We start from the raw sequence: 24,400 nt of genomic DNA on the forward strand, positions 1-24,400 counted from the left end.
CGATGAGCGCCACCACCACCGCGCCCCCGGCCGACCCGGCCGCGGAGTTCCTCGACCGGCGCAGCCCGCTCGAGCGCGCCCGCGGCGTGCTGCACCGGTACCCCGCCCTGAGCCCGGCCATCGTCCTCGTCCTGTCCGTCGTCGTGTTCGGGATGCTCAACGAGCGCTTCCTGGCACCGGCGAACCTGTCGCTGATCACGCAGCAGGTCGCGGTGGTGGGGACGCTCGCCGTGGCCCAGACCCTCATCATCCTCACCGCCGGGATCGACCTGTCCGTCGGGTCGGTCATGGTGCTGTCCTCGATGGTCGTGGCCCAGGTGGCCAGCGGGTCCGGCGTGCCGGCGGCGCTCGCCCTGCTCATCGGGCTCGCGACCGGGGTCGCCTGCGGCGGCCTGAACGGGCTCCTGGTGACCCGCCTGTCGCTGCCGCCGTTCATCGCCACGCTCGGCACGTTCAGCGTGTTCACCGCCCTGGCCCTGCTGTACTCGCACGGGGCCACCGTCCGCGGTGGCGACATGCCGGCCCTGCTCACCTGGACCGGTACGACGATCCCGGTGGGCGGGGTACGGGTCTCCACGGGCGTCATGCTGATGCTCGCGGCCTACCTCGTCGCGGCGTACGCGCTGTCCCGCACCGCCTGGGGCAAGCACGTCTACGCCGTCGGCGACGACAAGGAGGCCGCCCGGCTGTCCGGGATCAGCATCAACCGCGTGCTGATCAGCGTCTACCTCGCCGCCGGCGCGATCCTCGCCCTGGCCGCGTGGATCCAGATCGGCCGCGCCAACGCGGCGAGCCCGAACGTGGGCGTCGACATGAACCTGGACTCGATCACCGCCGTCGTCATCGGCGGGACGAGCCTGTTCGGCGGGCGCGGCACGGTCTGGGGGACGCTGCTCGGCGCGCTGATCGTCGGCGTCTTCCGCAACGGGCTGTCCCTCGCCGGACTCGACGTGCTGTACCAGACCCTGGCCGTGGGCATCCTCGTGATCGTCGCGGTCTCGCTCGACCAGTGGATCCGGAAGGTGCGCAGATGACCACCGCAGAGACCTCCGTCAACGGCACCCCCTCCCCCGTGGCAACGCCCGTCCTGCGGGCGCGCGGGCTGGTCAAGACGTACGGCCACGTGGTCGGGCTCGACGGCGTCGACCTCGAGCTGTACCCCGGCGAGGTGCTCGCGATCATCGGCGACAACGGCGCCGGCAAGTCGACCCTGATCAAGTGCCTCACGGGTGCGGAGATCCCCGACCAGGGCGAGATCCTGCTCGACGGCGAACGCGTCCACTTCAAGCGACCGCAGGACGCGCGCGCGGCCGGGATCGAGACGGTCTACCAGACGCTCGCCGTCGCGCCGTCGCTGGACATCGCCTCCAACCTGTACCTCGGCCGCGAGGTGCGGCGCCCCGGGCTGCTCGGGTCCGTGCTGCGCCTCACCGACCGGGCCGGGATGCGCAAGGCGGCGCGACGCCACCTCACGGACCTGGGCATCTCCACCCTGCAGGACGTGACCGTGCCCGTGGAGAGCCTCTCCGGCGGCCAGCGGCAGGCCGTCGCCGTCGCCCGCGCCGCGGCGTTCGGGTCCAAGGTCGTCGTCCTCGACGAGCCGACGGCGGCGCTCGGCGTGCGGGAGTCGGGGCAGGTGCTGGAACTCGTGCGGACCCTGCGCGACAAGGGCGTGCCGGTGATCATCATCAGCCACAACATGCCGCACGTGTTCGAGATCGCCGACCGGATCCACGTCCAGCGCCTCGGCCGGCGTGCCGCGACGATCACGCCGCGGTCGCACACGATGACCGAGGCGGTCGCGCTCATGACCGGGGCCGCCGAGGCCTGAGCGCCCGCCCGATCCCGGACAGGAGCATCAGCGATGAACGACCAGCACGAACGCCGGGTCCTGGTGATCGGCGAGGCGCTCACCGACGTCGTCACCACGGCCGGCGGCGAACGGCGCGAGCATCCGGGCGGCAGCCCGGCCAACGTCGCCGTGACGCTGGGACGGCTGGGCCGCCGGCCGCGCTTCGCGACGTCGATCGGCCACGACGACCGCGGCCGGCGGATCAGGTCCTGGCTCGACGAGTCCGGCGTCGAACTGACGCCGGCCGCCGTCGGGACCGGGCCGACGTCGGTCGCGGCGTCGCGGCTGGACGACGACGGCGGGGCGAGCTACGAGTTCGCGCTGCGGTGGGAGCCGGACCTGCCGCGCGCCGGGGACGCGTCCCTGGTGCACGTGGGCAGCGTCGCGACCCTGCTCGAGCCGGGCGCCGGCGACGTGCTGCGGCTGGTCGAGGAGGCGCGGGCGACCGCGACCATCACCTACGACCCGAACCTGCGCCCGTCGATCCGACCCGACCGGGCGGCGGTCCGCCGCCGGGTGGAGCGGCTCGTGCAGCTCGCCGACGTCGTCAAGGTGTCCGACGAGGATCTCCGCTGGCTGTACCCGGGCGAGCCGTTCGCGGGCGTGCTGCGCCGCTGGGCCGCCGGCGGCGCCGTCGTCGTCGGGACGCGGGGCGCGGAGGGTGCCCTGCTGGTGACCGCCCGGGGCGAGCTCGACGTCCCGGGGCGGCGGGTCGACGTCGTCGACACGATCGGCGCCGGCGACGCGTTCATGGGCGGCCTGATCCACGGGATGGTCGCGCGTGGTCTCGTCGGCGCCGACCGGCGCGGGGCGCTGCACGGCACCGCCCCGGGCGACTGGAGCGGTGTCGTGGCGCTCGCCGCGGAGGTGGCGGCCCGGACCGTGGCGCGGTCGGGGGCGAACCCGCCGTGGCTCGCCGAGCTGGACGAGGCCGCGGTCGCGCCCTGAGCCGCCGACGGACGGCGATGCGCGTGGGCAGGGCGGGCGGTACGCGCCGGCGTGGGCAGGCAGGGCCGGGCGTTGCGGGCCGAACCGGTTCGAACCGATTCACCGGAAGCGGCTTCGCACGGAGCTCCGACCTGCAGAGTTTCAGGGTATTGCAGCGAACGGCGTTCGAAGCTAGCGTCGCGGACCGAGCCGGGATCGTCGAACCGGTTCACGTTCGCCGTCACGTTCTCAACGAGGAGAAGCCATGCGAAGAATCCTGTCCCGAGCCTGCGCGCTCGCCCTCGTGGTGGGCGCGTCCCTGACCCCCGCGATCCCGGCGTCGGCCGCGGGCAACACGCTCACCGTCGACGTCGGCTCCGTCGTCCGCCCCGTCACGCACGTCGCCGCCGGCGGCCTGTACGGCGTCGGCTCGGACACGAAGCCGAGCACGGAGCAGCTCCTGCCGCTCAGCCCCATCAGCTTCACCCAGCCGCCGCCCGGCACCACGCACCTGGGCAACGGCGCCACCGAGCCGTGCTGCGACGCGCTCGACGTGGCCGGCAACATCACCCGCGCCGGCGCGCAGCAGTTCATCCGGATGCCGGACATCTACCCGCGCTTCCCGTACGAGTGGCAGGGCTGGGCGGACTGGGAGAACAAGGTCCGCACGATGGTCCAGGAACGCCTGGACGCCACGGCCACGACGAACGTCCACGGCTGGGAGATCTGGAACGAGCCGGACTGGACCTGGGACACCGCCGCGGCCGGGAGCTGGCACGACGGCTGGACCCGCACCCACCGGCTCATCCGGACCATGGACACGGTGACGCCGATCGTCGGCCCTGGCGACTCCCACTACAGCCACGACCGGATGCTGTCGTTCCTGACGCACGCACGGGACACGAACACGCTCCCGGACGTGATCGTCTGGCACGAGCTGGGCGACATGGACTGGAACTCGTTCGACGACCACGTGGCCGACTACCGCGCGATCGAGCGGTCCCTGGGCATCAGCCCGCGGCCGATCGCGATCAACGAGTACAACTCGTACAACCAGATGGACATCCCGAGCGTGGCCGTCCACTGGATCTCCGTCTTCGAGCGGCACGGCGCGCGCGAGGCGCACCGCGCCTACTGGTTCGAGGCGGGCACCTTCGACGGCCTGTTCACGCTCGAGGGGCAGCCGACGGCGTCGTACTGGGCCTACCGCTGGTACGGCGAGATGGCCGGGAACGTCGTGCGGACGACACCGCAGAGCTGGCTCGACGGCGTCGCCTCCTACGACTCGACCCGCAAGATCGTCAACGTCGTCCTCGGCGGCGACAGCGGCGACAACGCGGTGCGGGTGAACGGGCTGTCCTCGTTCGGGTCCTCGGTCGACGTGACCGTCAGGTCCGTTCCCGGATCCGGCCGCCACACCCACGTCTCCGCCCCGACCGTCAGGTCCACCTCCAGGATGAACGTCTCGAACGGCAGCGTCACCGTTCCGGTCACCGGCATGACCGCGGAGGGCGCGTACCAGGTCGTGGTCACGCCGGCGGGTGGTCCGACGTCGTCGTGGCAGCAGACCTACGAGGCGGAGAACGCGTCGGTGGTCAACGCGCAGACGCGCTCGTCGTCGGGCGCATCGGGCGGGTACTACGTCGGCGGCATCGACGGCTCGGCGGACATGCGCTCGGACAGCTTCGTCGACTTCACCGTCAACGTGCCGACCGCCCGCAGCTACACGATGACGATCCGGTACGCGAACGGCACCGGGGCGACGTCGACCCACGGCCTGGCCTACAACGGCGGCGCCTGGTCCACCGTCTCCTACCCGCCGACGGCGGGCTGGGCGCAGTTCTCGACGGTGAACGTCACGGTCGACCTGCGTGCGGGCCACAACGTGATCCGGCTCGCCAAGGGCTCCCCGTACTTCGAGGGCGGCACGGGCTACGCGGAACTGGACAGCATCACGCTCTCCTGACGCGCGCGGCGGTGCCGGCCGCTGCGTGGCCGGCCGGATGTCGTGAGATCGGTCGCCCGAGGGGCCGACTTCGCGACATCCGGCCGACCACCCGACAACGGACCGACCACACAGCAGGCGACCGGGCCCGGACCGGATCCTCGGGGACCCGTCCGAGCCAGGCCCCTCAACGCAGGTCGAGGCGCATCAGAACCCGCGGGAAGCCGTTGAGGACCGACGTCGTGTCCGCGGCGTGCTCGAAACCCGCGGCCTCGAACGTCCGGCGCATGCCCACGTAGGCCATGGTCAGGTCGACCTTCTCACGGCCGTTGTCGACGGGGTACGCCTCGACGGCCGGCGCGCCCTGGCTGCGCGCGAGGTCGACGGCCCCGGCGATCAGCGCGTGGGACAGCCCGCGTCCCCGGAAGCCCGGCCGGACGCGGAGGCACCACAGCGACCACACGGGCAGGTCGTCGACGTGCGGGATCTTGCGGCTCCGCGCGAACGACGTCGCCGCACGGGGCGCGATCGCGGCCCACCCGGCCGGCTCGTCGCCGTCGTAGGCGAGGACGCCGATGGGGCCCTCGCGCATCAGTTCGGCGACGTACTCGCCGCGGGCGGTCCCGAGCAGCGACCTGTTCAGCTTCGGCTCGATCCGGTAGCTCAGGCACCAGCACACGTTCGCGTCCGGGCGCTTGGGGCCGACGAGCGTGCGGACGTCGTCGAACACGGTGGCGGGGCGGACCTCGATGCTCACGATCCCACTCTGTCACCCCGAGCACGTCGTCACTCCGAGCGCCGTCGTCACTCCGACCGCATCGCTTCGCGGCGCGCCCCGGGTCCACGAAACCCCCGCTGCCGAGGCAGTACCTCACTCTGCGAGGCGCTGCCTCGGCAGCGGGACGCCGGCCCGGGACGGCCGGGGGCGACGTTCCCCGGAGGCGGTGGCGGTCCGGTGGGAGATGGCGGCCGGCTACCGGTTCAGTGAGTAGGAGTTCACGCGGAAGTCGCGGCCGCCGGCGGACGAGGTGATCTCCCAGCCGAACTGGATCTGGTCGATCCGGACCCGCGGCATGTAGCCGTTGCCGACCAGCCACTGGCAGTGGGCGGTGATGTCGACCCACGCGTTGGTGCTCTGGGACTCCGCGAGGAAGCTGTAGACGTGGTTGCCCCCGTTGTGGCCCTGGTAGTACCGCCATCGGCGGCCCCCGAGGTCGACGGTGGTGCGGTAGCTGCCGATCGGGCCGACGTTCGACGTCCACTGCGTCCAGATCATGATCTCGTGGTCGTGACCGTTGCCCCAGACGTCGTAGGCGGTGTTGTAGGCGAGCCCGGAACCCGAGGGGACGGTGACGTTGGCGGAGCTGTTGACGTTGCCCATGTTCCAGACGTCGCGTCCGAGCGTGTAGGACACGTTCGGGTAGGACTTGATGCCGCCGGTGTTCGGGTGGTCGGCCCACACGCCCCAGTTGTCGAAGGAGTTGGCCCAGATCGTCTGCGCCCCGTGGCCCTCGCCCCAGATGTTGTTGTAGAGGGTGTACTCACCGGTCCGCCACGTACCCCAGCGGTCGGAGGACCACCAGGTGGCGGCCCGGGCGGGCGCCTGGACAGCGAGCGCGGCACCGGTGCCGGCGAGGGGAGCCGCCAGGGCGGCCAGGAGAAATGATCGGCGTCTCATCGGTTCTGCCTTTCCGTCTCGGATGACAGCGGAGCGATCATCGTTCTGCGGGCCGGACGGCCCGGGTTCCCGGCGTGGAGGACGACGTCGGCCTCGGTGGGGTCGTGATGGTGGGCCGGGAACTTTGCTCCGATGACTGCGGTTCAGAGCCTAGCTCGAAGGGGTGAAAAAGGGAAGTATGACCCTCATTTCGTCGCCAGACATCGGAGTAATTGCTGGCCACCGCGGCCGCCGGCGCCGCGTGGGAGCGCCCCGGCGTAGGGTTGTCGCGTGACTTCCGGTACCTTGAGCCGCCCGACGGCGGGCCGGGCGATGTCCCCGCGGGAGCAGGAGAATCGCCGGCTGCTACGGGCCCGGGACGCCATCGAGCGCGACTACGGCAGGCCGCTCGACGTGCCCGCACTGGCCCGGATCGCGCACGTCTCGCCGGCACACTTCAGCCGGAGGTTCCGTGCGGTCTTCGGCGAGACACCGCACCGCTACCTGCAGCGGCGCCGGATCGAGCGCGCGATGGCCCTGCTGCGCGACACCGCCACACCCGTGACCGACGTCGCGATGACGGTGGGGTTCAGCAGTCTCGGGACGTTCAGCCGCACCTTCCGGGACGTCCTCGGCGTCTCGCCGACCGAGTACCGGCGCCGGGTGCGACCGGTCGCGGCCCCCGTCTGCTTCACCAAGAGCTGGATGCGGCCGGCCGGCTGACAGGCCACCGCGGCCCGCCGGCCGAGAGGCCATCGGAGAGCTGAACCACCGGCCGGGCTGAGAAGCCGCCGACGGTTGAGCAGTTTCGGAGAAGCGCACCGCCGTCGTCCCGCCGTAGCGTGACCGGCATGTTCAAGAACATCTCCATCACCTCCGTGTACGTCACCGACCAGGACGAGGCGCTCGCCTTCTACGTCGGCAAGCTCGGGTTCGAGGTGAGCAACGACGTCGACCTGGGCTTCATGCGCTGGCTGACCGTCGCGTTGCCGGCCGATCCCGACCGCCATCTGCTGCTCGAGGTGCCGGGCCCGCCGTCGGTGAGCGACGAGGTGGCGGTCCAGGTGCGCGACCTGCTGACCAAGGGAGCGCTCGGCCTCGCGTGCATCCTCACCACCGACGACTGCCGTCGCACCCACGCGGAGCTGAGCGCCCAGGGCGTGGAGTTCACCGAGGAGCCCACCGAGCAGCCGTACGGCATCGACTGCGCGCTGCGCGACCCGTTCGGCAACCACATCCGGATCACCCAGCCCGCCACCGGCCCGGTGGAGGTGACCCAGGCCGACATCGACCGCTGGAGCAGCTGACCTCGACCCGCCGGCCCGCCGCCGAACAGGCCGACCACGCCGGACCGGCCGACCACGCCGGCCGGACCCCGAGTCGATCGGGGTCCGGCCAGCGCGCTCATGGCCCGCGGTTCGGGCTCGGGGTGCCGGCTACCGGCGACCCGGCGACGAGCCGGGCTGACCCCCGGGGCGCCCGTGCCGTGGCGTGGCCGACTCGTTGGTCACGCCCTGCACCAGAGGCGCCAGGGCGAACCAGTCGATGTCGGGCGCCCACCCGGTCGCGTTGCCGAACCGGAGCGCGCCGCCGGAGGTGGTCAGGTCCAGCGGCACCGTGTGGGTCCAGTAGCCGTTCCAGGAGTAGTTGTGCCGGAAGGCGCCGCGCGTGGTGCCGCCGCCCTCCTCGGTCACGTCGAGGAACCGGCTGATGACGTCGGTGTTGTAGGCGTGGCCGGTGTTCTTGTCGGCGTTCGCGTACCGGACCACGAGGTCGTACGGGCCCGCCCCGGCCTCGGCCGGACGCGCCCAGACGCCGTGGTTGGCCGTTCCGCCGCCGAGCCATCCGACCTTCCGGCCGGAGACGTTCGTCGGCTGGGCCACTCCGTCGACCCGCGCCGCGCCGTGCAGTTCCAGCCCGTCCTCCGCCTCGACCCGCAGCACGGCGGCGTCGCCGTCGGTGGCGCGCTCGGTGGTGAGCGACGACAGGTCGATCCCGCCGCCGGAGGTGACGACGAGCTCCGAGATCCCGGCCGCCAGGTGCACCCGCGCCGTGGAGGCTCGCTCCCCGGCGCCGGCCGCCGCGAGGCCGTCGACCGCCCGCCCGTTGACCGCGAGGCCGACGCCGGTCGCGGCCCTCGCCGTGTAGTCGAGGGTCACGTCGTAGTAGCCGGTGTCGCGCGCGGCGACGTAGAACACCGCGGCGCCGTCGCCGTCGATCCGGACCGACCCGTCCGGCGCGGAACCGCCGTAGTTCACGGTCGCGCCCTCCAGGCGCGCCAGGGACGCCGGGTAGGTCGCCTTCTCCGGGCCCTCGACGAGCGCGAGGTCGAACCTGTCGAGCGAGATGTCCGAGCCGGGCAGCAGCGTGCTGCCGTCCGCGCTCATCCGCAGCGAGAGGTCGTGACGGCCCGCGGTGAGCTCCACGAGCACCTCGGCGCGGCCGCGGTAGGCCCAGGAGAACCCGGCCTCGTACTCGACCGTCGCCGCCCGCGTGCCGTCGACGAACAGCGCGTGCCTGCCCGGCCCGATCTCCGGGCCGTTGACGCCGGCGACGACCCCGAACCGGTAGGTGCCCGTGGCGGGGACGTCCACGGTCCAGGTGAGCGAGGAGCCCGCCTGGTTCGTGCTGCCGACGTCGCGCTGGCCGGAGGCGGCGAACGTCCACGCGTCGCTCATGGGCTTGCTGTACACCTGGACGTTCTGGAGGGCGGTGTCCTCCGCCTCGGTCTCGGCGCGCCACGTCGTGTCCACGGCGGGCCGCTCGTCCTGGGCGGGGGTGACGACGAGCTGATAGGCCGAGAGCCGGTCGTCGTTCGGGACGTCGACCTGGATCGAGCCGCCGGCGACGGCGACCCGCTCGGCGGCCACGACACGCGGGGCGAGCGCCTCGCCCTCCTGGCCCGACCACTCCGCCTCGCGCACCTGGACGTCGACGACGTCGCCGAACACTCCGGCGTCGATCCCGGACAGGTCGACGCGCACGTCGGATCCCGTGCCGCCGAACACGACGGTGGCCTGCGCCTTCTCCTCGTCGAGGGTGGCGATGCCCTGCAGGGTGTCCGCCGTGTCGAGCTGCGGCGGCGTCACCCGGACGGTGTCGCCCGTCAGGTCCGCATACCACTTGAGCAGCCACCAGGCGCCGTTCGCGGCGTTGCCCTTGGCCATGTTGTCGTTGAGGTTGCCGGCGTAGGTCCAGTACGCGGTCTGCGCGTCGACCTTGGTGTCCTCGAACATCGCGAGCCACTGGACGAGCTGGCCGGGCACGGACATGTCCCGCCGCATGGCGTACTCGGTGATGTTCACGGGCAGCGGCGCGATGCCCAGGTCGGCCTCGATCTGCCGGTACGCGTGGTAGTGGGAGCGATACGTCGCCAGGTTCTGGATGCCGAGCTCGTGCCAGGTGAACATGTCCGGCAGCACGTCGTTGGCCTGGGCGAACTCCAGGATCTCGCGCGTGCGCTGCGGCCGCCACGCCGCGTCGCCCATGCCGGCGATGCGCGCCTCCGGGTAGACCTCCCTGATGGTCCGGTGGACGGCCTTCCAGTCCTGCAGGAAGGTGCCACGCATCGTGGACCAGTTCCCGTACCAGTTACCACCGTCGGGTTCGTTGAACGGCGTGAACACGTACTTCTCGGGGTGGTTCGACTCCTCGACGATGCTCGTCACGACGGTCCGGACGATGTCGAGGTACGAGTCGAAGTCGGCGGGCCGGCGGCCCCCGTTGTACGGCCAGTCCGGGTAGTAGTCCTGGATGTTGACCATGAGGTACTCGCCGCCGCCCGCGAAGAACGCGTCCTCGACGTCGAGCGGGTCGCCGTTGGGGTGCTGCTCGCCGTGCGGCGCCTTCTGCGTGATGTTCGTCGGGCGGGCGCCGGCGATGATGGCGTCCGTGGGAACGCCGTCGTCGCCGAGGCCGTAGAGCATGCCCGACGCTCCCCCGCGGAAGGGTCCCGTCGAGGTGGCGAGGTCGACGGCGAGGACCTCGGGATCCGCGGCGGCCGCGGAGCTGGTGGTGGTGGCCATGAGTCCGGTCGCGGTGACGACGGCGGCCGTGGCACCGGCCGTCACGCGCTTCCACACCCTCTTGGGTCGTCCCTCACTGCTGCGATGCTGCATCTTCACACTCCTTCGTGCGTCTGTCGATCTGCTGGTCGTGCGCTGCTGGCCATGCGCTCTGTGGTTGCGGGCGGCCGGACGCCGCCGGATGCCCGAACGGGCGATCACTCGGCGAGGATCCGGTTGATCTCGTCGTTGGCTGCCGTGAGCGAGTCGGCGTCGGCGTTGCCGAGGGCGATGTCCTCGAACGCGACCGAGGCGACGGCGTTCACCTCGCCGGCGCGCAGCGTGATCGGCGGCAGGAACGTGCGGCCCTCCTCCTCGTAGGCGAAGAACGCCGAGACGTCCCAGCCCTTCTCCTCGAAGGCGGCGAGCGCCGCGTCCGCCGACTCGGGGATCGCCGGGAAGACGACGGCGTGCTCGGCCACGATGTCCTGGCAGTCCGTGGAGCCGAGGAACTGGACCCACTGCCAGGCGGCGTCCTGCTTGTCCGAGGAGGCGGAGATGGAGTCGGCGACGCCGTTGAACAGCGAGGCGCGCTCGCCCGTGGGGCCGACGGGTCCGGGTGCGATGCCGACGTCGACGCCGTCGAGTTCCATGAAGGAGCGGGTGGCCCAGGAGCCGTTGGTGCCGAGTGCGACGCTGCCCGAGCCGACCTGCGTCAGCGTCTCCTCGGAGAAGACGCCGGCCGCGGGGGCGTAGCCCTTCTCGGCGAGCCCGTAGAACCAGTCGACCGCCTTCTGGAACTCGGGGTCGTCGAAGTTGTAGCGGGTACCCCAGGGGTTGGTGTCGAGGTAGTCCCAGTCGAGGGTGCCGGTGAAGTTGGCCCACTGCATCTGGCCGGTCTCCTCGAAGTTGGGGTTGATGCCCATCCCGTAGACCTCGACGTCGGACGGGTCGAACCCGTCCTCGTCGCCGCGCACGCCGTTCGCGTCGACGGTGAGGTGGGCGATGATGTCCTCGAAGGTGCCGCCGTCGTCGGGGTTCCAGTCGGCCGCCCACAGGTCCTCGGCCGTGATGCCGGCCTCGTCGAGCAGGTCCGCGTTGTAGAAGAAGGCCGTGGTGTCGAAGTCCTTCGGGAGCCCGTAGGTGGATCCGTCGGCGTACTGCCAGGGGTCGAGGAGGCCGTCGGCGTAGATGCCGGTGTCGAAGCCGTCCTGCTCGATCCTCTCGTCGAGCGGGACGATCTGCCCCTGTGCGGCGAACTCGCCGTACTTGGACAGGTGGTCGACGAACACGTCCGGGCCGGAGCCGCCGACGAACGAGGCGGTCAGCTTGGTCCAGTAGTCGTCCCAGGCGAACTGCTCGATCTTCACGGTGATGTCGGGATTGGCCGCGGTGAAGGCGTCGGCGCAGGCCTGGTAGGCGGGCAGCTGGTTGGAGTCCCACAGCCAGTAGGTGATCTCGCCGGTGGCGGGGTCCTCGGAGCCCGGGCCCCCGCCGGAGCAGGCGCTCAGTGCGAGGGCCACGGCCCCCGCGAGCGCGAGGGGTGCTGTCTTGCGCATGGTTCATTCCCTTTCGCAGTCATCCGCGTCGATGGTGCGGAGTGATGGTTGGCACACCGGGGCCGTCACTTGATCCCGGTGAAGCCGATCGAGTTGACGATCCGTCGCGCGAAGGCGAGGAAGAGCAGGAGCATGGGCAGCGCGGCCAGGAGTGTGGCCGCCATGAGCCCGGCCCAGTCGGGCGCGGATTGCGGCGCCTGGGCACGGAAGACGCCGAGTGCGAGCGTGAGCACCCGTGACTGGTCCGACTGGCTGACGAGCAGCGGCCACAGGTAGTCGTTCCACGCGGTCATGTAGGTGAGGATCGCGAGGGTGGCCACGGCCGGGGAGGCCATCGGCAGGATGATGGTGAAGAAGGTGCGGAGGCGTCCGGCGCCGTCGAGCTTGGCGGCCTCCTCGATCTCGAAACTGATCCCGGCGAAGAACTGCCGCAGGAAGAACACCGCGAACGGCGTCATGATCATGGTGGGCAGCGCGATGCCGGGCAGGGTGTCGAGCAGCCCGAGGTCGCGGATCAGCAGGAAGTTGGGCAGCAGGGTGAAGATGACGGGCACCATGAGCCCGGCGAGGAAGACGCCGTAGACGACGTCGCGGCCCGGCCAGCGCAGGCGGGCGAACGCGTAGGCGGCCATGGCGGAGAAGAAGATCTGGCACACCGTGACGAGCGTCGCGACGACGACGGAGTTGAGCAGGTAGCGCGGGAAGTCGAGCGCGGCGCCGGAGCCGCCGTCGGCCAGGGACTCCTCGGGGGTCGCGAGCCCGAGGGCGCGGCGGAATCCCTCGACGCCGAGCCCGGCGGGCAGGGGGTCGGCGGCCGCGCCGGGCAGCGCGGCGTTGGTCGACAGCGCGGTGCGCAGCATCCAGTAGAACGGGAACAGGGTCGCGATCATCACGAGCACGAGGACGACCCAGCCGAGGATCCGGCCCGTGCTCGGTCGCCGACGACGGCGGCCGGCGGCGTCGGCCGTGGGCGTGGCGGTCGGGTGGGGGGTGGTGGGTGACGGTGCGGTGGTGGTCATCGTTGCCTCACGCCATGTCGTTCTGGTTGGCCCGGGTCAGCCGGAACTGGAGGATGGAGATCGTCGCGAGGACGACCATGAGGGCCACGGACATCGCCGACGCGTAGCCGAAGTCGTAGCCGCGGCTGAACGCGACCTCGTAGATGTAGTACTGGATGACGTTCGAGGCGTTGGCGGGCCCGCCCTGGGTGGCGACGGAGACGGTGTCGAACACCTGGAAGGAGCCGATCATCGTCACGATGAGCACCAGGCCCAGGTACGGCCGCAGCAGGGGCAGGGTGATCGAGCGGAACATCCGCAGCTCGGAGGCGCCGTCCACACGCCCCGCCTCGTAGAGGTTCTCGGGGATGGTCTGCAGGCCCGCGAACACGAGCAGGGCGGTGTAGCCGACGTGGCGCCAGACGTTGACCAGCGCGATCGTGGGGATGACCAGCGACTGGTCGCCGAAGAACATCACCCGGTCCCCGCCGAGCGCCTCGGCCACCTCGTTGACGAAGCCGAGCTGGTAGTCCAGCAGCATCAGGAACAGCATCGCCGCGACCACGTTCGAGACGAGGTAGGGGGTCAGGACGATGCCGCGCACCACCATGGACCGGGTCAGCCGGTGCATCAGGACGGCGATCAGCACGGCGAGGGCCGTCTGGACGCCGATGTTGAGCACGACGTACCAGATCGTCACCCGGAAGGCGTTCCAGAACACCGGGTCGGCGACCATGCGCTGGTAGTTCTCCAGCCCGACGAACCCGCCCGGCTGGAAGGCCGTCGCGTCGGTGAAGCTGAGCCAGACGCCGCGGAGCGTCGGCCACAGCAGGAAGACGACGAACCCGATCGTGGCGGGCAGGATGAACAGGAGCGCGACCGGGAGGTCCTGGACGCGCCGGCGCCGGCTCGCCACGTCCTCGCGGAGCGGTCGCGGCCTCGGCGCCGCTTCGGTCACGGCGCTCATCGTGCGGCCTCCACGTGGATCAGGGCGGTGTGGTCGGGGTCGAGGGCGGGCACGCTGATCCCCACGCTCGTGAGCACCGCGCCGGGCAGGCGCAGGCCGGTCCCCCACCACTCGGGATACACGCGGGGGTCCGTCTGCTCCGCCACGCCCGGCCCCGAGGGCCGGACGACGTAGGTGCGCTCGGGATCGAGGCCGGGCAGGCGCACCGGGCCCGGGGGCCAGGTGACGTGGCGCTCGACGACGGTGACCGCGTACAGCGCCTCCGACCGGTCGGGACGCACCGCGCCGTGCAGCCACAGGTCGCCCTGTTCGAGCGAGCGCCGGACCACCCGGCCGGTGTGCACGAGGTCCCGCATCCGCTTGTAGTACCCGACCCACTCGCGCAGCTCGGCGCGCTCCTCGGGGCCCGCGGCGGTGAGGTCCCACTCGATGCCGAAATGGCCGAACAGGGCGGTCGCGGCGCGGAACGACAGGTCGAGGCGTCGCCCGGTGGTGTGTGCGCGGTCCGCGCCGACGTGGCTGCCGACCAGTTCGGGCGGCAGCAGCTGCGCCGTCCACCGCTGGATCTGCTGGCGCTCGCGGGCGTCGATGCAGTCGGACGCCCACACGCGGTCGGTCCGCTCCAGCACCTCCAGGTCGACCCGGGCGCCACCGGACGAGCAGGCCTCGATCTCGATCCTCGGGTGGGCGGCGCGGATCTCGTCCATGAGCCGATAGGCGGCGAGCGTCTGGGCGTGCACCCCCGCGCGGCCGGTGCGCGTCGACCCGGCGTCGACCAGGTCGCGGTTGTGGTCCCACTTGACGAAGTCGACGCCGAGTTGGCCGAGCACCGCGGACACGCTGCTGCGCACGTGCTCGAACGCGCCGGGGTGGGTCAGGTCGAGGACCTGCTGCCGGCGCGCCTCGACCGGCAGCCTGCCGGGCACCTGCAGGAGCCATTCCGGATGCGCCGCCGCGAGCTCCGAGTCGGGGTTGACCATCTCGGGCTCGAACCAGAGGCCGAACTCCATCCCCAGCCCCCGGACGTGCTCGACGAGCCGTTCGAGGCGCCCGCCGCCCCACACCTCGTCGGCGATCCGCCAGTCCCCGAGGCCGGAGGAGTCGTCGCGGCGCGAGCCGAACCAGCCGTCGTCGAGCACGTAGCGCTCGACGCCCGCCTCGGCCGCACGGTCGGCGAGCGCGATCAGCCGCTCCAGGTCGTGATCGAAGTAGACGGCCTCCCAGACGTTCATCGTCACGGGACGCGGCGAGCGCGGGTGCCGGTCCCGCGAGCGCAGGTGGTCGTGGAACCGCGCGGCGAGCTCGTCGAGGCCGACGCCGTGCCCGGCGTAGAGGCGCGGCGACGAGTAGGTCTGACCGGGGTCCAGCTCGATCTCGCCCGGCAGGAGCAGCTCCCCGCCGAGCAGGAGGCGGCGGCCGTCGAACGTGCGCTCCGCGGCGACCTGGTGGTTCCCGCTGAACGCGACGTGCACGCCCCAGACCTCGCCGCGGTCGAAGTCGAAGCCGTGCCGGCCGGCGACGAGCAGGGTCGCGGCGTCGGCGCCGGTGCGCCCGTGCCGCCCCTCGCGCAGGTGGGTGCCCACGGTCAGCGCGCGCCGCTGCGGCACGCGCTCCTTGGCCCACCGGCCGGCGAGGTCGAGGAGCTCGTCGGCGGAGGTCGGCACCGGGAGCGCGAGCCGCAGCGCGTCGACGGTGTAGTGGTCGTCGCCGAGGTTCGTCAGGTGTGCGCGCAGGCGCAGGATGCCGGAGGCGAGCAGCTCGATCTCGAGCACCAGGCGCAGCGCGGCGTCGTCGTCGGACGCTGTCGTGGTCACCAGGCCGCCGCCGGCGTCGTCGTACCGCACCTCGACCGACTCGGGGCGGAACCGGGGCGACCACGCGCGGCCCGAGCGGTGCCCCTCGAGGCCCGGCGTCCCGGTCCAGCCGGTCCAGGACTCGGGGAGCACGGCGACGCGGACGTGATCGTCGACGCCGTTGGTGGCGAGCGCCGGGACGGAGGACGCGATGAGGCCGGCGAGGCCGGCGTCGTCGAGGTCGCCCGGGTCCGCTCCCCAGTGGACGATCGCCGGCAGCGCGTCGGCGGGAAGGGACAGGACGACCGCGACGCCCGAGGCCGCGAGCCTCACGTGCTGCGGCCAGGCGCGGCCGGCACCCTGCCGGGCGTCCTCGACCTTCGGCATGGTGGCCATGCGGGACAACTCCTTCGTCGCCGCCCGCGACTCCGCGGGAGATTTCTGCAAACGTTGGTCAGACCCTAGCGGCAGCAGGGTCCGTTCTGCAAACGTTGGTCAGAGTGAGGGCGAACACCCGCGTTGCCAGCAGGAATGCGGTGGGCATCACTCGCACGAGGTCGGCGACGGCGGCTCTCGGGCGATGCGCGCCGACCTCATGCCACGGTCGCCGACCTCGTTGTCGTCAGGCGGGCGGGGCCGCCGTGCTGCCGCGCACCACGAGGCGGGGCAGCGCGGACGAGCTGCGCGGCTTGCGCCCGGTGGCGATCCACTCGGCGAGGAGCTGGAAGGTGCGCCGGCCCAGTCCGGTGAAGTCCTGGACCACCGTCGTGAGCGGCGGCGCCCACATCCGCGCGAACGGCTCGTCGTCGAACCCGACGACGCTGACGTCCTCGGGGACCCGGCGTCCCGCCTCGACGAGCGCCCGGACCACGCCGATCGCGACCTCGTCGTTCCCGCACAGCACCGCCGTGACGGACGGGTCGCGGGCGAGTTCCTGGCCGGCCTCGTACCCCGAGTCGGGGTCGTAGCCGGCCCGGAGGACCGCGGGAGGTTCGAGCCCTGCGTCGAGCATCGCGGCCCGCCAGCCCCATTCCCGCCCCGACCGGGCGCGGGTCGCCGGGATGGCGACGTGGTGCACGGTGCGGTGGCCGAGCGACAGCAGGTACTCGGTCGCCTCGCGGCCGCCGGCCTCGTCGTCGAGGAACGCGTGCGGCCGCGAACCCGGTTTGCGCCGGGCGCCCGCGGCCGCGACCACCGGCAGCGACTCGGGCAGGGCGTCGAGCGTCGCCACGCCGACGGCGTCGAACTCCACGACGACCGCCCCGGCCAGCGGCTGGGAGAGCATGAGATCGACGGCGCCCTTCAGCGCGTCGGGGTCCTCGGACTCGATGACCCCGATCGTCACCACGTAGCCCGCGGCTCGCGCGGCCTCCTCGATCCCCTGCAGGGTGGCCGCGTATCCGTAGCGCAGCGTGTTGCGGGCGAGCACGGCCACGGTGGACCGCCGGCCGCTCACCAGGGTCTGCGCCGCCGCGTTCGGCCGGTATCCCAACTCGTCGACAGCGGCCTGCACGCGCTGCCGCAGGGCAGGGCTCACCGGGGTCCGGCCCGTCAGCACACGCGAGACGGTCGACACGCTGACACCGGCACGTTCCGCGACATCACGCAGCACGGGGGTCTGCGGGCCAGATGGATGCACGAGTGCAGACTAACCGCGCACCACCCGGAAAACGTTCACACCCGCCCGCGACGGCGCGACTCGGCCGAACCGCTCGTCGCGTCAAACCCGGACGCGAGCTCTTGCGCTCGCGCACCGCCGGGCGTACTCGCCCGGCGCGACGCCGAACACGCGCGCGAAGTCGCCGGTGAAGTGCGCCTGGTCGTAGTAGCCGACGGCGGCCGCCAGCCCCGCCAGGTTCGGCTCCGGCTCGCGGCCCAGCAGTTCGGCGGCGAGGTGCACCCGGTGCCGCTGCAGCACCCACTTGGGACCGACGCCCACCCAGTCGGCGAACAGGCGTTGCAGCGTGCGCGGCGTGGTGCCGAGCCCCGCCGTGAGCTCGGCGACGGTCGTGCCGGGCACGGCATCGGCGATCATCGCGAACGCCTCGCCGAGCGCGGCCAGCGCCGCGGTGGACCGCGGCGTCCTGGTCCGCTCCGCGGCCGCCCGGAGCAGCGGGGTGACGGTCCGGACGGCGGCGTCCGCGCGGCCGTCCCGCGCCTGGTCGATGGCGACGGTGGCGGCGCGGGGCGCCGTCGGGCCGAGGATCGTGGCGGGCCCGACGGCGCCCCGCTCGCCCGGGTGCGTGAGGCCGAGCAGGGCTCGGTACCCGCCGGGGCGCAGCTTGGTGCCGACGACGCCGCCCGAGCCGGACAGGGTGCGCTGGTCGACCGCAGCCGCGGGCATGGCGTAGGCGAGGAATCCGGCGTCCTCCGCGACGACCTGCCCGACGGGGTGCGGTACCACGGCCTGCGTGAACGTGGCGCCGGGCGGCAGGTCCCAGGTGATCACCCAGTGCCAGTCGACGAGGTCGGCAAGGTCCGGGGCGGGCTGGACGCGCGCCAGGGTGAACCGGTCGCGCGCCAGCGCGGGGTTAACGATGCCCAGCGTGGGGCCGGCCTCGAGCGCCTGCGTGACGGCGGGGCCGTCGTCGAACACCTGTCGCATTCTTCCAAGCCTGGCACAGCCGGGCCGCGTGAGTATCGACGTCATGAGGAACTCGACCCTGCACCCCAACATCGCCGTGTCCGACGCGCGGGCGGCCATCGCCTTCTACGAGGCCGCGCTCGGCGCCGAGACGCTCGACGTGATCACCGCCGGCGACGCCGTGATCCACTCCGACCTGATCCTGCGGTCCGCCGCGGGCGAGTCCACGTTCACGGTGGCCGCCGCGTTCCCGCCGGACTCCGTCGCCCCGGAGCCCGGCGGCCCGACGCACGCGAGCTTCACGATCCCCGTCCCGGACACGGATGCCGCCTACGCGCGGGCGATCGGTGCCGGGGCGACGAGCCTCGTCGAGCCGGCGGACTGGTTCGAAGGGTTCCGCCAGGCGGCCGTGCGCTGCCCGTTCGGGCATCGCTGGTACTTCGTGACGGTGGACGACGCCGTGACCACCGCCGACGTCCAGCGCGCGAGCGACGCCTGGGCGGCGAGCCGGGACTGACGCCCTTTGGCGTCCGCGGCCGGCGATCAGCTCAGGGCAGGGCTCCGTCCGCGCGCGGCGACCAGCCCCTGCTCGGAGGCCAGGAGGGCGATCTGGAACCGCGTGCGTGCGCCGAGTTGCTCGGCGAGGTGGGAGACCTCGGACTGCACCGTGCGCCTGCTGATGTCGAGCGCCCGGCCGATCGCCTCGTCGGTGAGGCCACCCGCCATCAGGTCGAGGATGGAACGGGACCGGGGCGTGAGGGTGATGCGCTCCGCCGGCTCCGCGCCGGCGTCGCGCGTGGGCAGGTATTCGGGAACGGCGAGGTCTCCCTGCTCGCCACGCCCCAGGAGCGGCAGGTCGTGCGACCGCCACAGTTCCTGCGGGACCGCCGCGTCCCACACCCGCTCGAACAGTTCCGCGAGGGCCCCGACCAGCGCGGGAGCGTAGACGACGATCGAGGTGTCCCCCGCGTCCGGGCCCCCGGCGGGGAGCATGGCGACCTGTCGGTCGACCACCACCAGCTTGAACGGCACGCGTGGCGCCAGACGCAGCCGCGTGGGGGTCCCCCGCCCCTGGAGAGCCGTCTCGAGCGACACCGGGTCCATGAAGGTCTCGCTGTCGTAGACGCTGCGCACGTCGGCTTCCGGATCGATGGCGGGCACCATCGGGTCGGGGTGGGAAGCGGTGCCCGCCGCCGGGTCGGTCGCCCCCGGATCGGGCGCCAGCAGCGGCGGCTTGACCAGGTGCAGCACCTCGCGGGTAGCCGAACCCAGGAGGTGCCGGTACATCGCCGCGACGTCCTCCGGGCTGCTGAGGACCTCCGTGCGCACGTCGTCGTCGCGCCCCGCCGCGGCCCGGTACGCGATCGCGAGCTCGTCGAGATGCCTCTCCCACTCGGCCAGGTCCCGGCGCCGCTCGGCGAGCAACGTGGTCAGCGCGGAACGTGGCGGCAGCGCCGCCCACCGTCCGCCGGCGGACGGCCTCGCGGGCCCGTCGTCCCGCCGCACGACCAGACCGTCCCGTTCCAGCTCGTGCAACGTGGCACGCACCTCATCCAGCTCGAGGTCCAGCCCGCACGCGACCTGCTTCTCGTCGACGGCGCCCCTTCCGACCGCGTATCCGAGGACCTGTATCGCACGGGCGACCGCGTCGGCCGGCTCGCGTGGCTCGATGGTCATGGCGCTCCCCTCCCTCTGGTGGCAGAACTGGCGCCCCGTTGCGATCTCCGACATTGTCGCGGCGGCACCGGTGGGGAACCAGGCCCTGCCAGTACCAGGGTCGACGATCAGCCCCGCTCCGCACGATCCGCCAGCACGAGGCGGTACCCGACGCCTCGCACGGTCTCGATCCCTACTCCCTCGACTCCCTCCAGGCGGCGGCGCAGGCGCTTGACCGCCGACACGATCGCCTGCGGTCGCCCGGTGGAAGCCGTGCCCAGACACGTGCCGCGAGGTCGCCGTAGGTCCACACCCGGTCGGTGCGTGTCGCGAGGGTGGCCAGCAGCGAGATCTCGCGCGCAGACAACCGGACCCGGCCACCCGGGGCGTCCACCTCACGGGCCGCGACGTCGATGCTGATCGAGCCGCACACGACGATCGCTGGGACGACGACGACTGGACCGATCTCACCGCGGAGGGCGACGGCGGGGACGGCGACGGGGACGGTGGTGAGTGAGGGCGGTCGCCTGTCCCGGTGGCGACGAACGGACGGCGGGGACGGCCTCTGCCCGAGAGACCGCCCCCGCCGTGCCGCTATGTCCCCGCTACATCCCCGCGGCGGTGGTGTAGACCGACTGCGCCACCGACCCGAGGTACGGGCCGAACATGACGTTGCGCAGGCCGCGGTACCCGAACGAGTTGACCGAGGTCAGCACGCCGTTGCCGGACGCCTCGTCGTAGGACGTGAACCACGGGCCGCCCGAGGACCCGCCGGTCATGTTGCACGACAGGGCGTAGTCGTTGCTCCCGCCCCAGACGTCGTCGCCCGTCTGGCCGTGGCACCAGGCGATGTCCGTCCCGTCGTACGGGCGGGCCGCCGGGTAGCCGAACGAGTACGCGTACTGCCCGCGCGACAGGTTGAAGCCGATCGGCTGGCTGCCCACCACGTCGGTGAGGTTCTGCCCGCCGACCGTGTTCATCACGGCGAAGCCGACGTCGTAGTCGAAGTCGCCCTGGTTGGCCCACTGGGACGTGGTGAGCAGCGAGCGCGCGGTGAACGTGCCGTACGGGCGCGAGCCGTCGTCGTACGCCGGGACGAACGCGAAGTTGGTCGCGTACGCGCCCGGGCCCTCGTTGAGGCAGTGCCCGGCGGTGAGGACGACGTCTTCGTTGGCCGAGGACACGGCGCTGCCGGAGCAGACGTAGTTGGTCCCGCCGAGGGTGAAGAACACCTTCCCGGTGGTCGCGACGACGTTCCCGCCGCCGGTGTAGTACTCGCCGACCTCCGCGGCGGCCGCCTTCGGCTCCTTGCTCGCACGCTCGCCGACGACGGCGGGCGCACCGGCGGCAACGCTGTCACCGGCGGACGCCTTGTCCCGGTCGGCCACGAGCACGTCCGCGGGGACCGCGGCGCGCATCCGCTCGGGCGTCCAGTAGCTCACGATGCGCTCGTGGGCGGTACGGGTCGTCGCGGCGGCGTGCACCTCCACGCCCTTCGGGTGGGGCTCGGGTGCCGCCTGGGAGGGCGCGCCCAGCGCGAGCGTGGTGCCGGTGAGGATCAGGGCAGAGAAGCTCGCGAGGAGCGTGCGGGTGTGGGTGATACGCATGCGTTCTCCTTGTCGTCACGGTCCGGTCGATAACGGACCATGACGAGTGTGGAGGCATTTCGGACATGCGAGGTTTCCTGTACGTAAATTTCCGGGCCTGTACCGGTATGGAGTTGGTCATGCCTGAAAAGTTGTCAGAACCGCAAGCCGGCCGGTCGAATCCCGGAGTGATGACCGACGATGACACCATGACTGACGACGGCACCTTGACCGACGACCTCGACGCGGTACTCAGCGGCGTCGGGCCGCGCTTGCGCGCGATCCGCAAGCAGCGGCGCGTGACACTTGCCCGGGTCGCGGAGCTGACCGGGATGTCGGTCAGCACGCTGTCCCGGATCGAGTCCGGCCGGCGCCGTGCGACGCTCGAGGTGCTCCTGCCGCTGGCGCGGGCCTATCGGATGCCGCTCGACGGCCTCGTCGGCGCGCCCGCCACCGGTGACCCGCGGATCCATCCGCGGCCGGTGACCCGTCAGGGCGTGGTCTGGGTGCCGTTGTCGCGCGATCCGGGCGGCATCAACGCGTACAAGCAGGTTCTGCCGGTGCCCGCGACCGTTCCTGACGTGCTCGACCAGCAGGTGCACGAAGGGTACGAGTGGATCTACGTCCTGGGTGGACGGATGCGGCTCGCACTCGGCGATCAGGACTTCGAGATGGGTGCGGGAGAGGCGGCCGAGTTCGACACGCGCACGCCGCACGCGGTCGCCAACATCGGGGAGGGGCCGCTCGAGCTGCTGATCCTGTTCGGACAGCACGGGAAGCGGGCTCACCTGCGCACCGCGGACTGAGGGCACGGACCCGCACCAGGGACTGAGGGCACGGACCGACGGGCTCCGCGCGCCCGGGCCGGCTCCGCGCGCGCCGGGGCCGCCTCCGCCTCGGACGTCCGCGTCAGGCCCGCTGCTCCGGCGACGGCGTGGGGTGCACGTCGAACACGCTGACCGGCGCGCTCGGGTCGGCACCCGAGATCAGCGCCGGCCCGCGGACGACCTGGCGGGCCGTGCGGCGGATCGCCCTGAGGCCGTGCCGGGCGATGTGGGCCTCGAAGGCGAGCACGTGCAGGTATCCGGTGGCGGCCTCGACGACGGCGCGCATGTGCAGGTCTCCGGTGGCGGCCTCGAGGACCGGCGTCGGTTCCACGGTGCGTGCGGTGGAGAACGTGACCTCGACGCGGCGCGGAAGCGTTCCCGACGTCACGACGACCTTCTCGCCGCTGCTCGAGGACACGTGCTCGGCGATCGCATCGCGCGTGGCCTGGTCGAGGCGGGCGGGCCCGGGGCGCGCCAGGAGCAACTGCCGGCTCCCGTTCCTGCCGGCGGAATCGGGGACCGCGCTCCAGGACACCTCCGGTCGGCCGACGCCCGACCGCTCCAGGGCCTCGCCGAACGCACGCTCGATCGCGGGGGTGTTGACCCCCAGCTCCATGAACTTCTCGACCCGCCCCTCGATGTCCTCGGGGATGTCGAGGTCGACGACGACCCCGACCCAGTCGACGGCCGGGGCGGGCTCGCTGTGGGCCGTGAAGTCCGTGGGATCGAAGGCGGCGACCTGCTCCGCCACGTCGAGGTGGAAGTCCTCCAGGTGCCGCCGCAGCTCGACCGTCCGGCGCCACTCCTCGAAGGGGAAGTCCGCGGCCGCCGCCAGTTCGGTCAGCGGGACCTGAGCGCGCCGGAGGAGGTCGACGGTCATGCCGTGCCGGAGCTGGCTCCGCGCGTACCGGCGATACCCGGACACGGGATCGATCGCCGTCGGGGCCACGATGCCACGGTCGCCGTACAGCCGCAGGGCCTTCGGGCTCAGGCCGGTCATGGCCTGGAACTCTCCGGCGGTCAGATCGTCGTTCATCATGCTCCTGTCCATCGGGTGGGGTGCCCCGTCAGCATGCGCGGCGCCCCAGGGGCAAGGTCAAGCCTTGCGCGGGGTCTTTTCGCCGGCTTCGATGCGGAAGGGGTAGCGGTTGCCGGCCGGTGGCGTGGGGCAGATCGGGAAGTAGTCTGCGAACGCGCAGGGCAGGTTCAGCGCCCGGTTGAAGTCGAGCGTGACGGTGCCGTCCGCGGCGGGCGCGGGGACGTCGAGGGACCGGCCGGCCGGGTAGGTGGTGTCGCCGCTGGTACCGTCGGTGAAGACGGTGGTGTACCGGCCGGCGGCGACGATGACCTGCATCCGGTAGGCGGCGCCGTCGTGCTCGAAGTGCACGACGCCGGGCGAGAGGTACTCGTGCTCGCGCCAGCCCACCGTGTCCAGCGCGAGGGACCGCTCACCGTCGTGCGCCTCGAACCTTCCCGTGACGATCCAGGCGGGATCCGGATCGTGGACCGGCACGCCGTCGAACACCGCCCGGGCGGGTGCCGCCGGGTCGTAGACGTTGATGTGGTAGCCGTCGCGGTAGGTGATCCCGATCTCCAGGTCGCCGACGGCGATCCGGCGGTCATCGGGGCCCTCGGCCAGGTCCAGGGCGGCCACCTGGGCGAGCTCGGCGCCCTCGAAGGTCATGGTGGCGCCGTCGAGATCGATCATCAGGGTCTCGCCGCTCTGCCACCAGCGGCCGGGCACGCCGTCGTAGCTGCGGGGCGTGTCGTCGAGCCAGTGCACGGCCACGGCGGCCAGCCAGCCGTGGGGCTGGGCGAGCCACTGCTGCCAGCCCGCTCGCCAGGCCCTCCACTCGGCCTCGTAGACGTTCCGGCCGGTAGCGTCGGTCACGGGGTGTGTCATGGCGTACTCCTCGGGGTATCGGGCGTCCGGAACGGACGCATGTCAGGTCGCGCGGGACGCAGGGCCGCCCAGCATGCGGAACCGTGCCCGGCGGGACGGCACGGGACGGCCGTCCCGCCGGGTGTGGCAGCTCAGTCCGGGG

The 24,400-nt window shown here is 72.3% G+C and carries 22 protein-coding genes; 8 read left to right on the forward strand and 14 right to left on the reverse strand.

The genetic code is table 11. The features are described from left to right. Window positions 1-2: 2 nt before the first annotated feature. From IIE03_RS11430 to IIE03_RS11445, 4 genes are all read left to right on the forward strand, one after another. Window positions 3-1,034: an ABC transporter permease gene (locus IIE03_RS11430; protein ID WP_192862879.1), complete on the forward strand. Its 1,032-nt coding sequence runs from the start codon at window positions 3-5 to the stop codon at window positions 1,032-1,034. Beyond that, on the forward strand, window positions 1,031-1,831 hold the full coding sequence (locus IIE03_RS11435) for an ATP-binding cassette domain-containing protein (RefSeq protein ID WP_192862880.1): 801 nt from the start codon (window positions 1,031-1,033) through the stop codon (window positions 1,829-1,831). Before IIE03_RS11430 ends, IIE03_RS11435 begins: the two co-directional genes overlap by 4 nt. 33 nt (window positions 1,832-1,864) lie before the next feature. Next, the gene (locus tag IIE03_RS11440; RefSeq protein ID WP_192862881.1) at window positions 1,865-2,800 is read left to right on the forward strand and encodes a carbohydrate kinase family protein; all 936 of its coding nucleotides are present in this window, start codon (window positions 1,865-1,867) and stop codon (window positions 2,798-2,800) included. A gap of 244 nt (window positions 2,801-3,044) precedes the next feature. Beyond that, window positions 3,045-4,745, forward strand: coding sequence for a carbohydrate-binding protein (locus tag IIE03_RS11445; protein ID WP_192862882.1), 1,701 nt, complete (start codon window positions 3,045-3,047; stop codon window positions 4,743-4,745). 166 nt (window positions 4,746-4,911) lie between these two features. Here the strand turns inward: IIE03_RS11445 and IIE03_RS11450 are convergent, their stop codons facing one another. Both IIE03_RS11450 and IIE03_RS11455 read right to left on the reverse strand, forming a co-directional pair. Then, complete coding sequence (locus IIE03_RS11450) at window positions 4,912-5,481, reverse strand: GNAT family N-acetyltransferase (RefSeq protein ID WP_192862883.1); 570 nt, start codon at window positions 5,479-5,481, stop codon at window positions 4,912-4,914. A 216-nt stretch (window positions 5,482-5,697) separates the two neighbouring features. Beyond that, entirely contained in the window at window positions 5,698-6,402 is a 705-nt protein-coding gene (locus IIE03_RS11455) for a GH12 family glycosyl hydrolase domain-containing protein (protein WP_192862884.1), read from the reverse strand. A 312-nt stretch (window positions 6,403-6,714) separates the two neighbouring features. Between IIE03_RS11455 and IIE03_RS11460 the strand changes: the two genes are divergently transcribed. After that, window positions 6,715-7,104: a helix-turn-helix domain-containing protein gene (locus tag IIE03_RS11460; RefSeq protein ID WP_192862910.1), complete on the forward strand. Its 390-nt coding sequence runs from the start codon at window positions 6,715-6,717 to the stop codon at window positions 7,102-7,104. Between the two features lie 128 nt (window positions 7,105-7,232). Then, window positions 7,233-7,688, forward strand: coding sequence for a VOC family protein (locus tag IIE03_RS11465; protein WP_192862885.1), 456 nt, complete (start codon window positions 7,233-7,235; stop codon window positions 7,686-7,688). A gap of 129 nt (window positions 7,689-7,817) precedes the next feature. On the opposite strand, the gene IIE03_RS11470 is transcribed toward IIE03_RS11465, so the two are convergent. The 7 genes from IIE03_RS11470 to IIE03_RS11500 form a co-directional block, all read right to left on the reverse strand. Further along, a complete protein-coding gene (locus IIE03_RS11470; RefSeq protein ID WP_192862886.1) occupies window positions 7,818-10,499 on the reverse strand; it encodes a carbohydrate-binding protein in 2,682 nt (893 codons plus the stop codon). A 104-nt stretch (window positions 10,500-10,603) separates the two neighbouring features. Then, window positions 10,604-11,944, reverse strand: a complete 1,341-nt coding sequence (locus IIE03_RS11475; RefSeq protein WP_192862887.1) for an ABC transporter substrate-binding protein — start codon at window positions 11,942-11,944, stop codon at window positions 10,604-10,606. 65 nt (window positions 11,945-12,009) lie between these two features. Further along, on the reverse strand, window positions 12,010-12,963 hold the full coding sequence (locus IIE03_RS11480; RefSeq protein WP_192862888.1) for a carbohydrate ABC transporter permease: 954 nt from the start codon (window positions 12,961-12,963) through the stop codon (window positions 12,010-12,012). Between the two features lie 7 nt (window positions 12,964-12,970). Continuing rightward, entirely contained in the window at window positions 12,971-13,909 is a 939-nt protein-coding gene (locus tag IIE03_RS11485) for a carbohydrate ABC transporter permease (RefSeq protein ID WP_192862889.1), read from the reverse strand. After that, window positions 13,906-16,098 (reverse strand): alpha-galactosidase, encoded by a 2,193-nt coding sequence (locus tag IIE03_RS11490; protein WP_318842935.1) that lies wholly within the window; start codon window positions 16,096-16,098, stop codon window positions 13,906-13,908. Before IIE03_RS11490 ends, IIE03_RS11485 begins: the two co-directional genes overlap by 4 nt. Before the next feature lie 226 nt (window positions 16,099-16,324). Next, a complete protein-coding gene (locus tag IIE03_RS11495; RefSeq protein ID WP_192862890.1) occupies window positions 16,325-17,341 on the reverse strand; it encodes a LacI family DNA-binding transcriptional regulator in 1,017 nt (338 codons plus the stop codon). An 81-nt stretch (window positions 17,342-17,422) separates the two neighbouring features. Continuing rightward, entirely contained in the window at window positions 17,423-18,307 is an 885-nt protein-coding gene (locus IIE03_RS11500) for an AraC family transcriptional regulator (RefSeq protein ID WP_192862891.1), read from the reverse strand. A 43-nt stretch (window positions 18,308-18,350) separates the two neighbouring features. On the opposite strand from IIE03_RS11500, the gene IIE03_RS11505 reads away from it, so the two are divergent. Further along, window positions 18,351-18,803 (forward strand): VOC family protein, encoded by a 453-nt coding sequence (locus tag IIE03_RS11505; RefSeq protein WP_192862892.1) that lies wholly within the window; start codon window positions 18,351-18,353, stop codon window positions 18,801-18,803. Window positions 18,804-18,829: 26 nt separating this feature from the next. Here IIE03_RS11505 and IIE03_RS11510 read toward each other — a convergent pair whose 3' ends face one another. The 3 genes from IIE03_RS11510 to IIE03_RS11520 all read right to left on the reverse strand — a co-directional run bounded on the left by IIE03_RS11510 (window position 18,830) and on the right by IIE03_RS11520 (window position 21,549). Then, window positions 18,830-19,963: a helix-turn-helix transcriptional regulator gene (locus IIE03_RS11510; RefSeq protein WP_192862893.1), complete on the reverse strand. Its 1,134-nt coding sequence runs from the start codon at window positions 19,961-19,963 to the stop codon at window positions 18,830-18,832. A 107-nt stretch (window positions 19,964-20,070) separates the two neighbouring features. Beyond that, window positions 20,071-20,253 carry a winged helix-turn-helix domain-containing protein gene (locus IIE03_RS27010; protein ID WP_192862894.1) on the reverse strand — a complete coding sequence of 61 codons (183 nt, stop codon included), beginning with the start codon at window positions 20,251-20,253 and terminating at the stop codon, window positions 20,071-20,073. A gap of 294 nt (window positions 20,254-20,547) precedes the next feature. Beyond that, window positions 20,548-21,549 carry a trypsin-like serine peptidase gene (locus IIE03_RS11520; protein WP_192862895.1) on the reverse strand — a complete coding sequence of 334 codons (1,002 nt, stop codon included), beginning with the start codon at window positions 21,547-21,549 and terminating at the stop codon, window positions 20,548-20,550. Window positions 21,550-21,737: 188 nt separating this feature from the next. Here IIE03_RS11520 and IIE03_RS11525 point away from each other — a divergent pair, with 188 nt between their 5' ends. Continuing rightward, the gene (locus IIE03_RS11525) at window positions 21,738-22,334 is read left to right on the forward strand and encodes a helix-turn-helix domain-containing protein (RefSeq protein WP_192862896.1); all 597 of its coding nucleotides are present in this window, start codon (window positions 21,738-21,740) and stop codon (window positions 22,332-22,334) included. A gap of 103 nt (window positions 22,335-22,437) precedes the next feature. Here IIE03_RS11525 and IIE03_RS11530 read toward each other — a convergent pair whose 3' ends face one another. Next, complete coding sequence (locus IIE03_RS11530; protein ID WP_192862897.1) at window positions 22,438-23,391, reverse strand: MerR family transcriptional regulator; 954 nt, start codon at window positions 23,389-23,391, stop codon at window positions 22,438-22,440. Between the two features lie 60 nt (window positions 23,392-23,451). Then, entirely contained in the window at window positions 23,452-24,258 is an 807-nt protein-coding gene (locus IIE03_RS11535) for a DUF1684 domain-containing protein (RefSeq protein WP_192862898.1), read from the reverse strand. Between the last annotated feature and the right edge of the window lie 142 nt (window positions 24,259-24,400).

Source organism: Myceligenerans pegani (genome assembly GCF_014892515.1).
Lineage (GTDB): Bacteria > Actinomycetota > Actinomycetes > Actinomycetales > Cellulomonadaceae > Myceligenerans > Myceligenerans pegani.

Excerpts from the sequence above, each read along its gene's own strand:
- IIE03_RS11500 (WP_192862891.1), bottom strand. The coding sequence starts at position 18,307 with ATGCGACAGGTGTTCGACGACGGCCCCGCCGTCACGCAGGCGCTCGAG.
- IIE03_RS11475 (WP_192862887.1), bottom strand. The coding sequence starts at position 11,944 with ATGCGCAAGACAGCACCCCTCGCGCTCGCGGGGGCCGTGGCCCTCGCA.
- IIE03_RS11485 (WP_192862889.1), bottom strand. The coding sequence starts at position 13,909 with ATGAGCGCCGTGACCGAAGCGGCGCCGAGGCCGCGACCGCTCCGCGAG.
- IIE03_RS11430 (WP_192862879.1), top strand. The coding sequence starts at position 3 with ATGAGCGCCACCACCACCGCGCCCCCGGCCGACCCGGCCGCGGAGTTC.
- IIE03_RS11490 (WP_318842935.1), bottom strand. The coding sequence starts at position 16,098 with ATGGCCACCATGCCGAAGGTCGAGGACGCCCGGCAGGGTGCCGGCCGC.
- IIE03_RS11525 (WP_192862896.1), top strand. The coding sequence starts at position 21,738 with ATGACTGACGACGGCACCTTGACCGACGACCTCGACGCGGTACTCAGC.
- IIE03_RS11435 (WP_192862880.1), top strand. The coding sequence starts at position 1,031 with ATGACCACCGCAGAGACCTCCGTCAACGGCACCCCCTCCCCCGTGGCA.
- IIE03_RS11440 (WP_192862881.1), top strand. The coding sequence starts at position 1,865 with ATGAACGACCAGCACGAACGCCGGGTCCTGGTGATCGGCGAGGCGCTC.
- IIE03_RS11455 (WP_192862884.1), bottom strand. The coding sequence starts at position 6,402 with ATGAGACGCCGATCATTTCTCCTGGCCGCCCTGGCGGCTCCCCTCGCC.
- IIE03_RS11510 (WP_192862893.1), bottom strand. The coding sequence starts at position 19,963 with ATGACCATCGAGCCACGCGAGCCGGCCGACGCGGTCGCCCGTGCGATA.
- IIE03_RS11445 (WP_192862882.1), top strand. The coding sequence starts at position 3,045 with ATGCGAAGAATCCTGTCCCGAGCCTGCGCGCTCGCCCTCGTGGTGGGC.
- IIE03_RS11480 (WP_192862888.1), bottom strand. The coding sequence starts at position 12,963 with ATGACCACCACCGCACCGTCACCCACCACCCCCCACCCGACCGCCACG.
- IIE03_RS11520 (WP_192862895.1), bottom strand. The coding sequence starts at position 21,549 with ATGCGTATCACCCACACCCGCACGCTCCTCGCGAGCTTCTCTGCCCTG.
- IIE03_RS11535 (WP_192862898.1), bottom strand. The coding sequence starts at position 24,258 with ATGACACACCCCGTGACCGACGCTACCGGCCGGAACGTCTACGAGGCC.
- IIE03_RS11505 (WP_192862892.1), top strand. The coding sequence starts at position 18,351 with ATGAGGAACTCGACCCTGCACCCCAACATCGCCGTGTCCGACGCGCGG.
- IIE03_RS11465 (WP_192862885.1), top strand. The coding sequence starts at position 7,233 with ATGTTCAAGAACATCTCCATCACCTCCGTGTACGTCACCGACCAGGAC.
- IIE03_RS11470 (WP_192862886.1), bottom strand. The coding sequence starts at position 10,499 with ATGCAGCATCGCAGCAGTGAGGGACGACCCAAGAGGGTGTGGAAGCGC.
- IIE03_RS11530 (WP_192862897.1), bottom strand. The coding sequence starts at position 23,391 with ATGAACGACGATCTGACCGCCGGAGAGTTCCAGGCCATGACCGGCCTG.
- IIE03_RS11460 (WP_192862910.1), top strand. The coding sequence starts at position 6,715 with ATGTCCCCGCGGGAGCAGGAGAATCGCCGGCTGCTACGGGCCCGGGAC.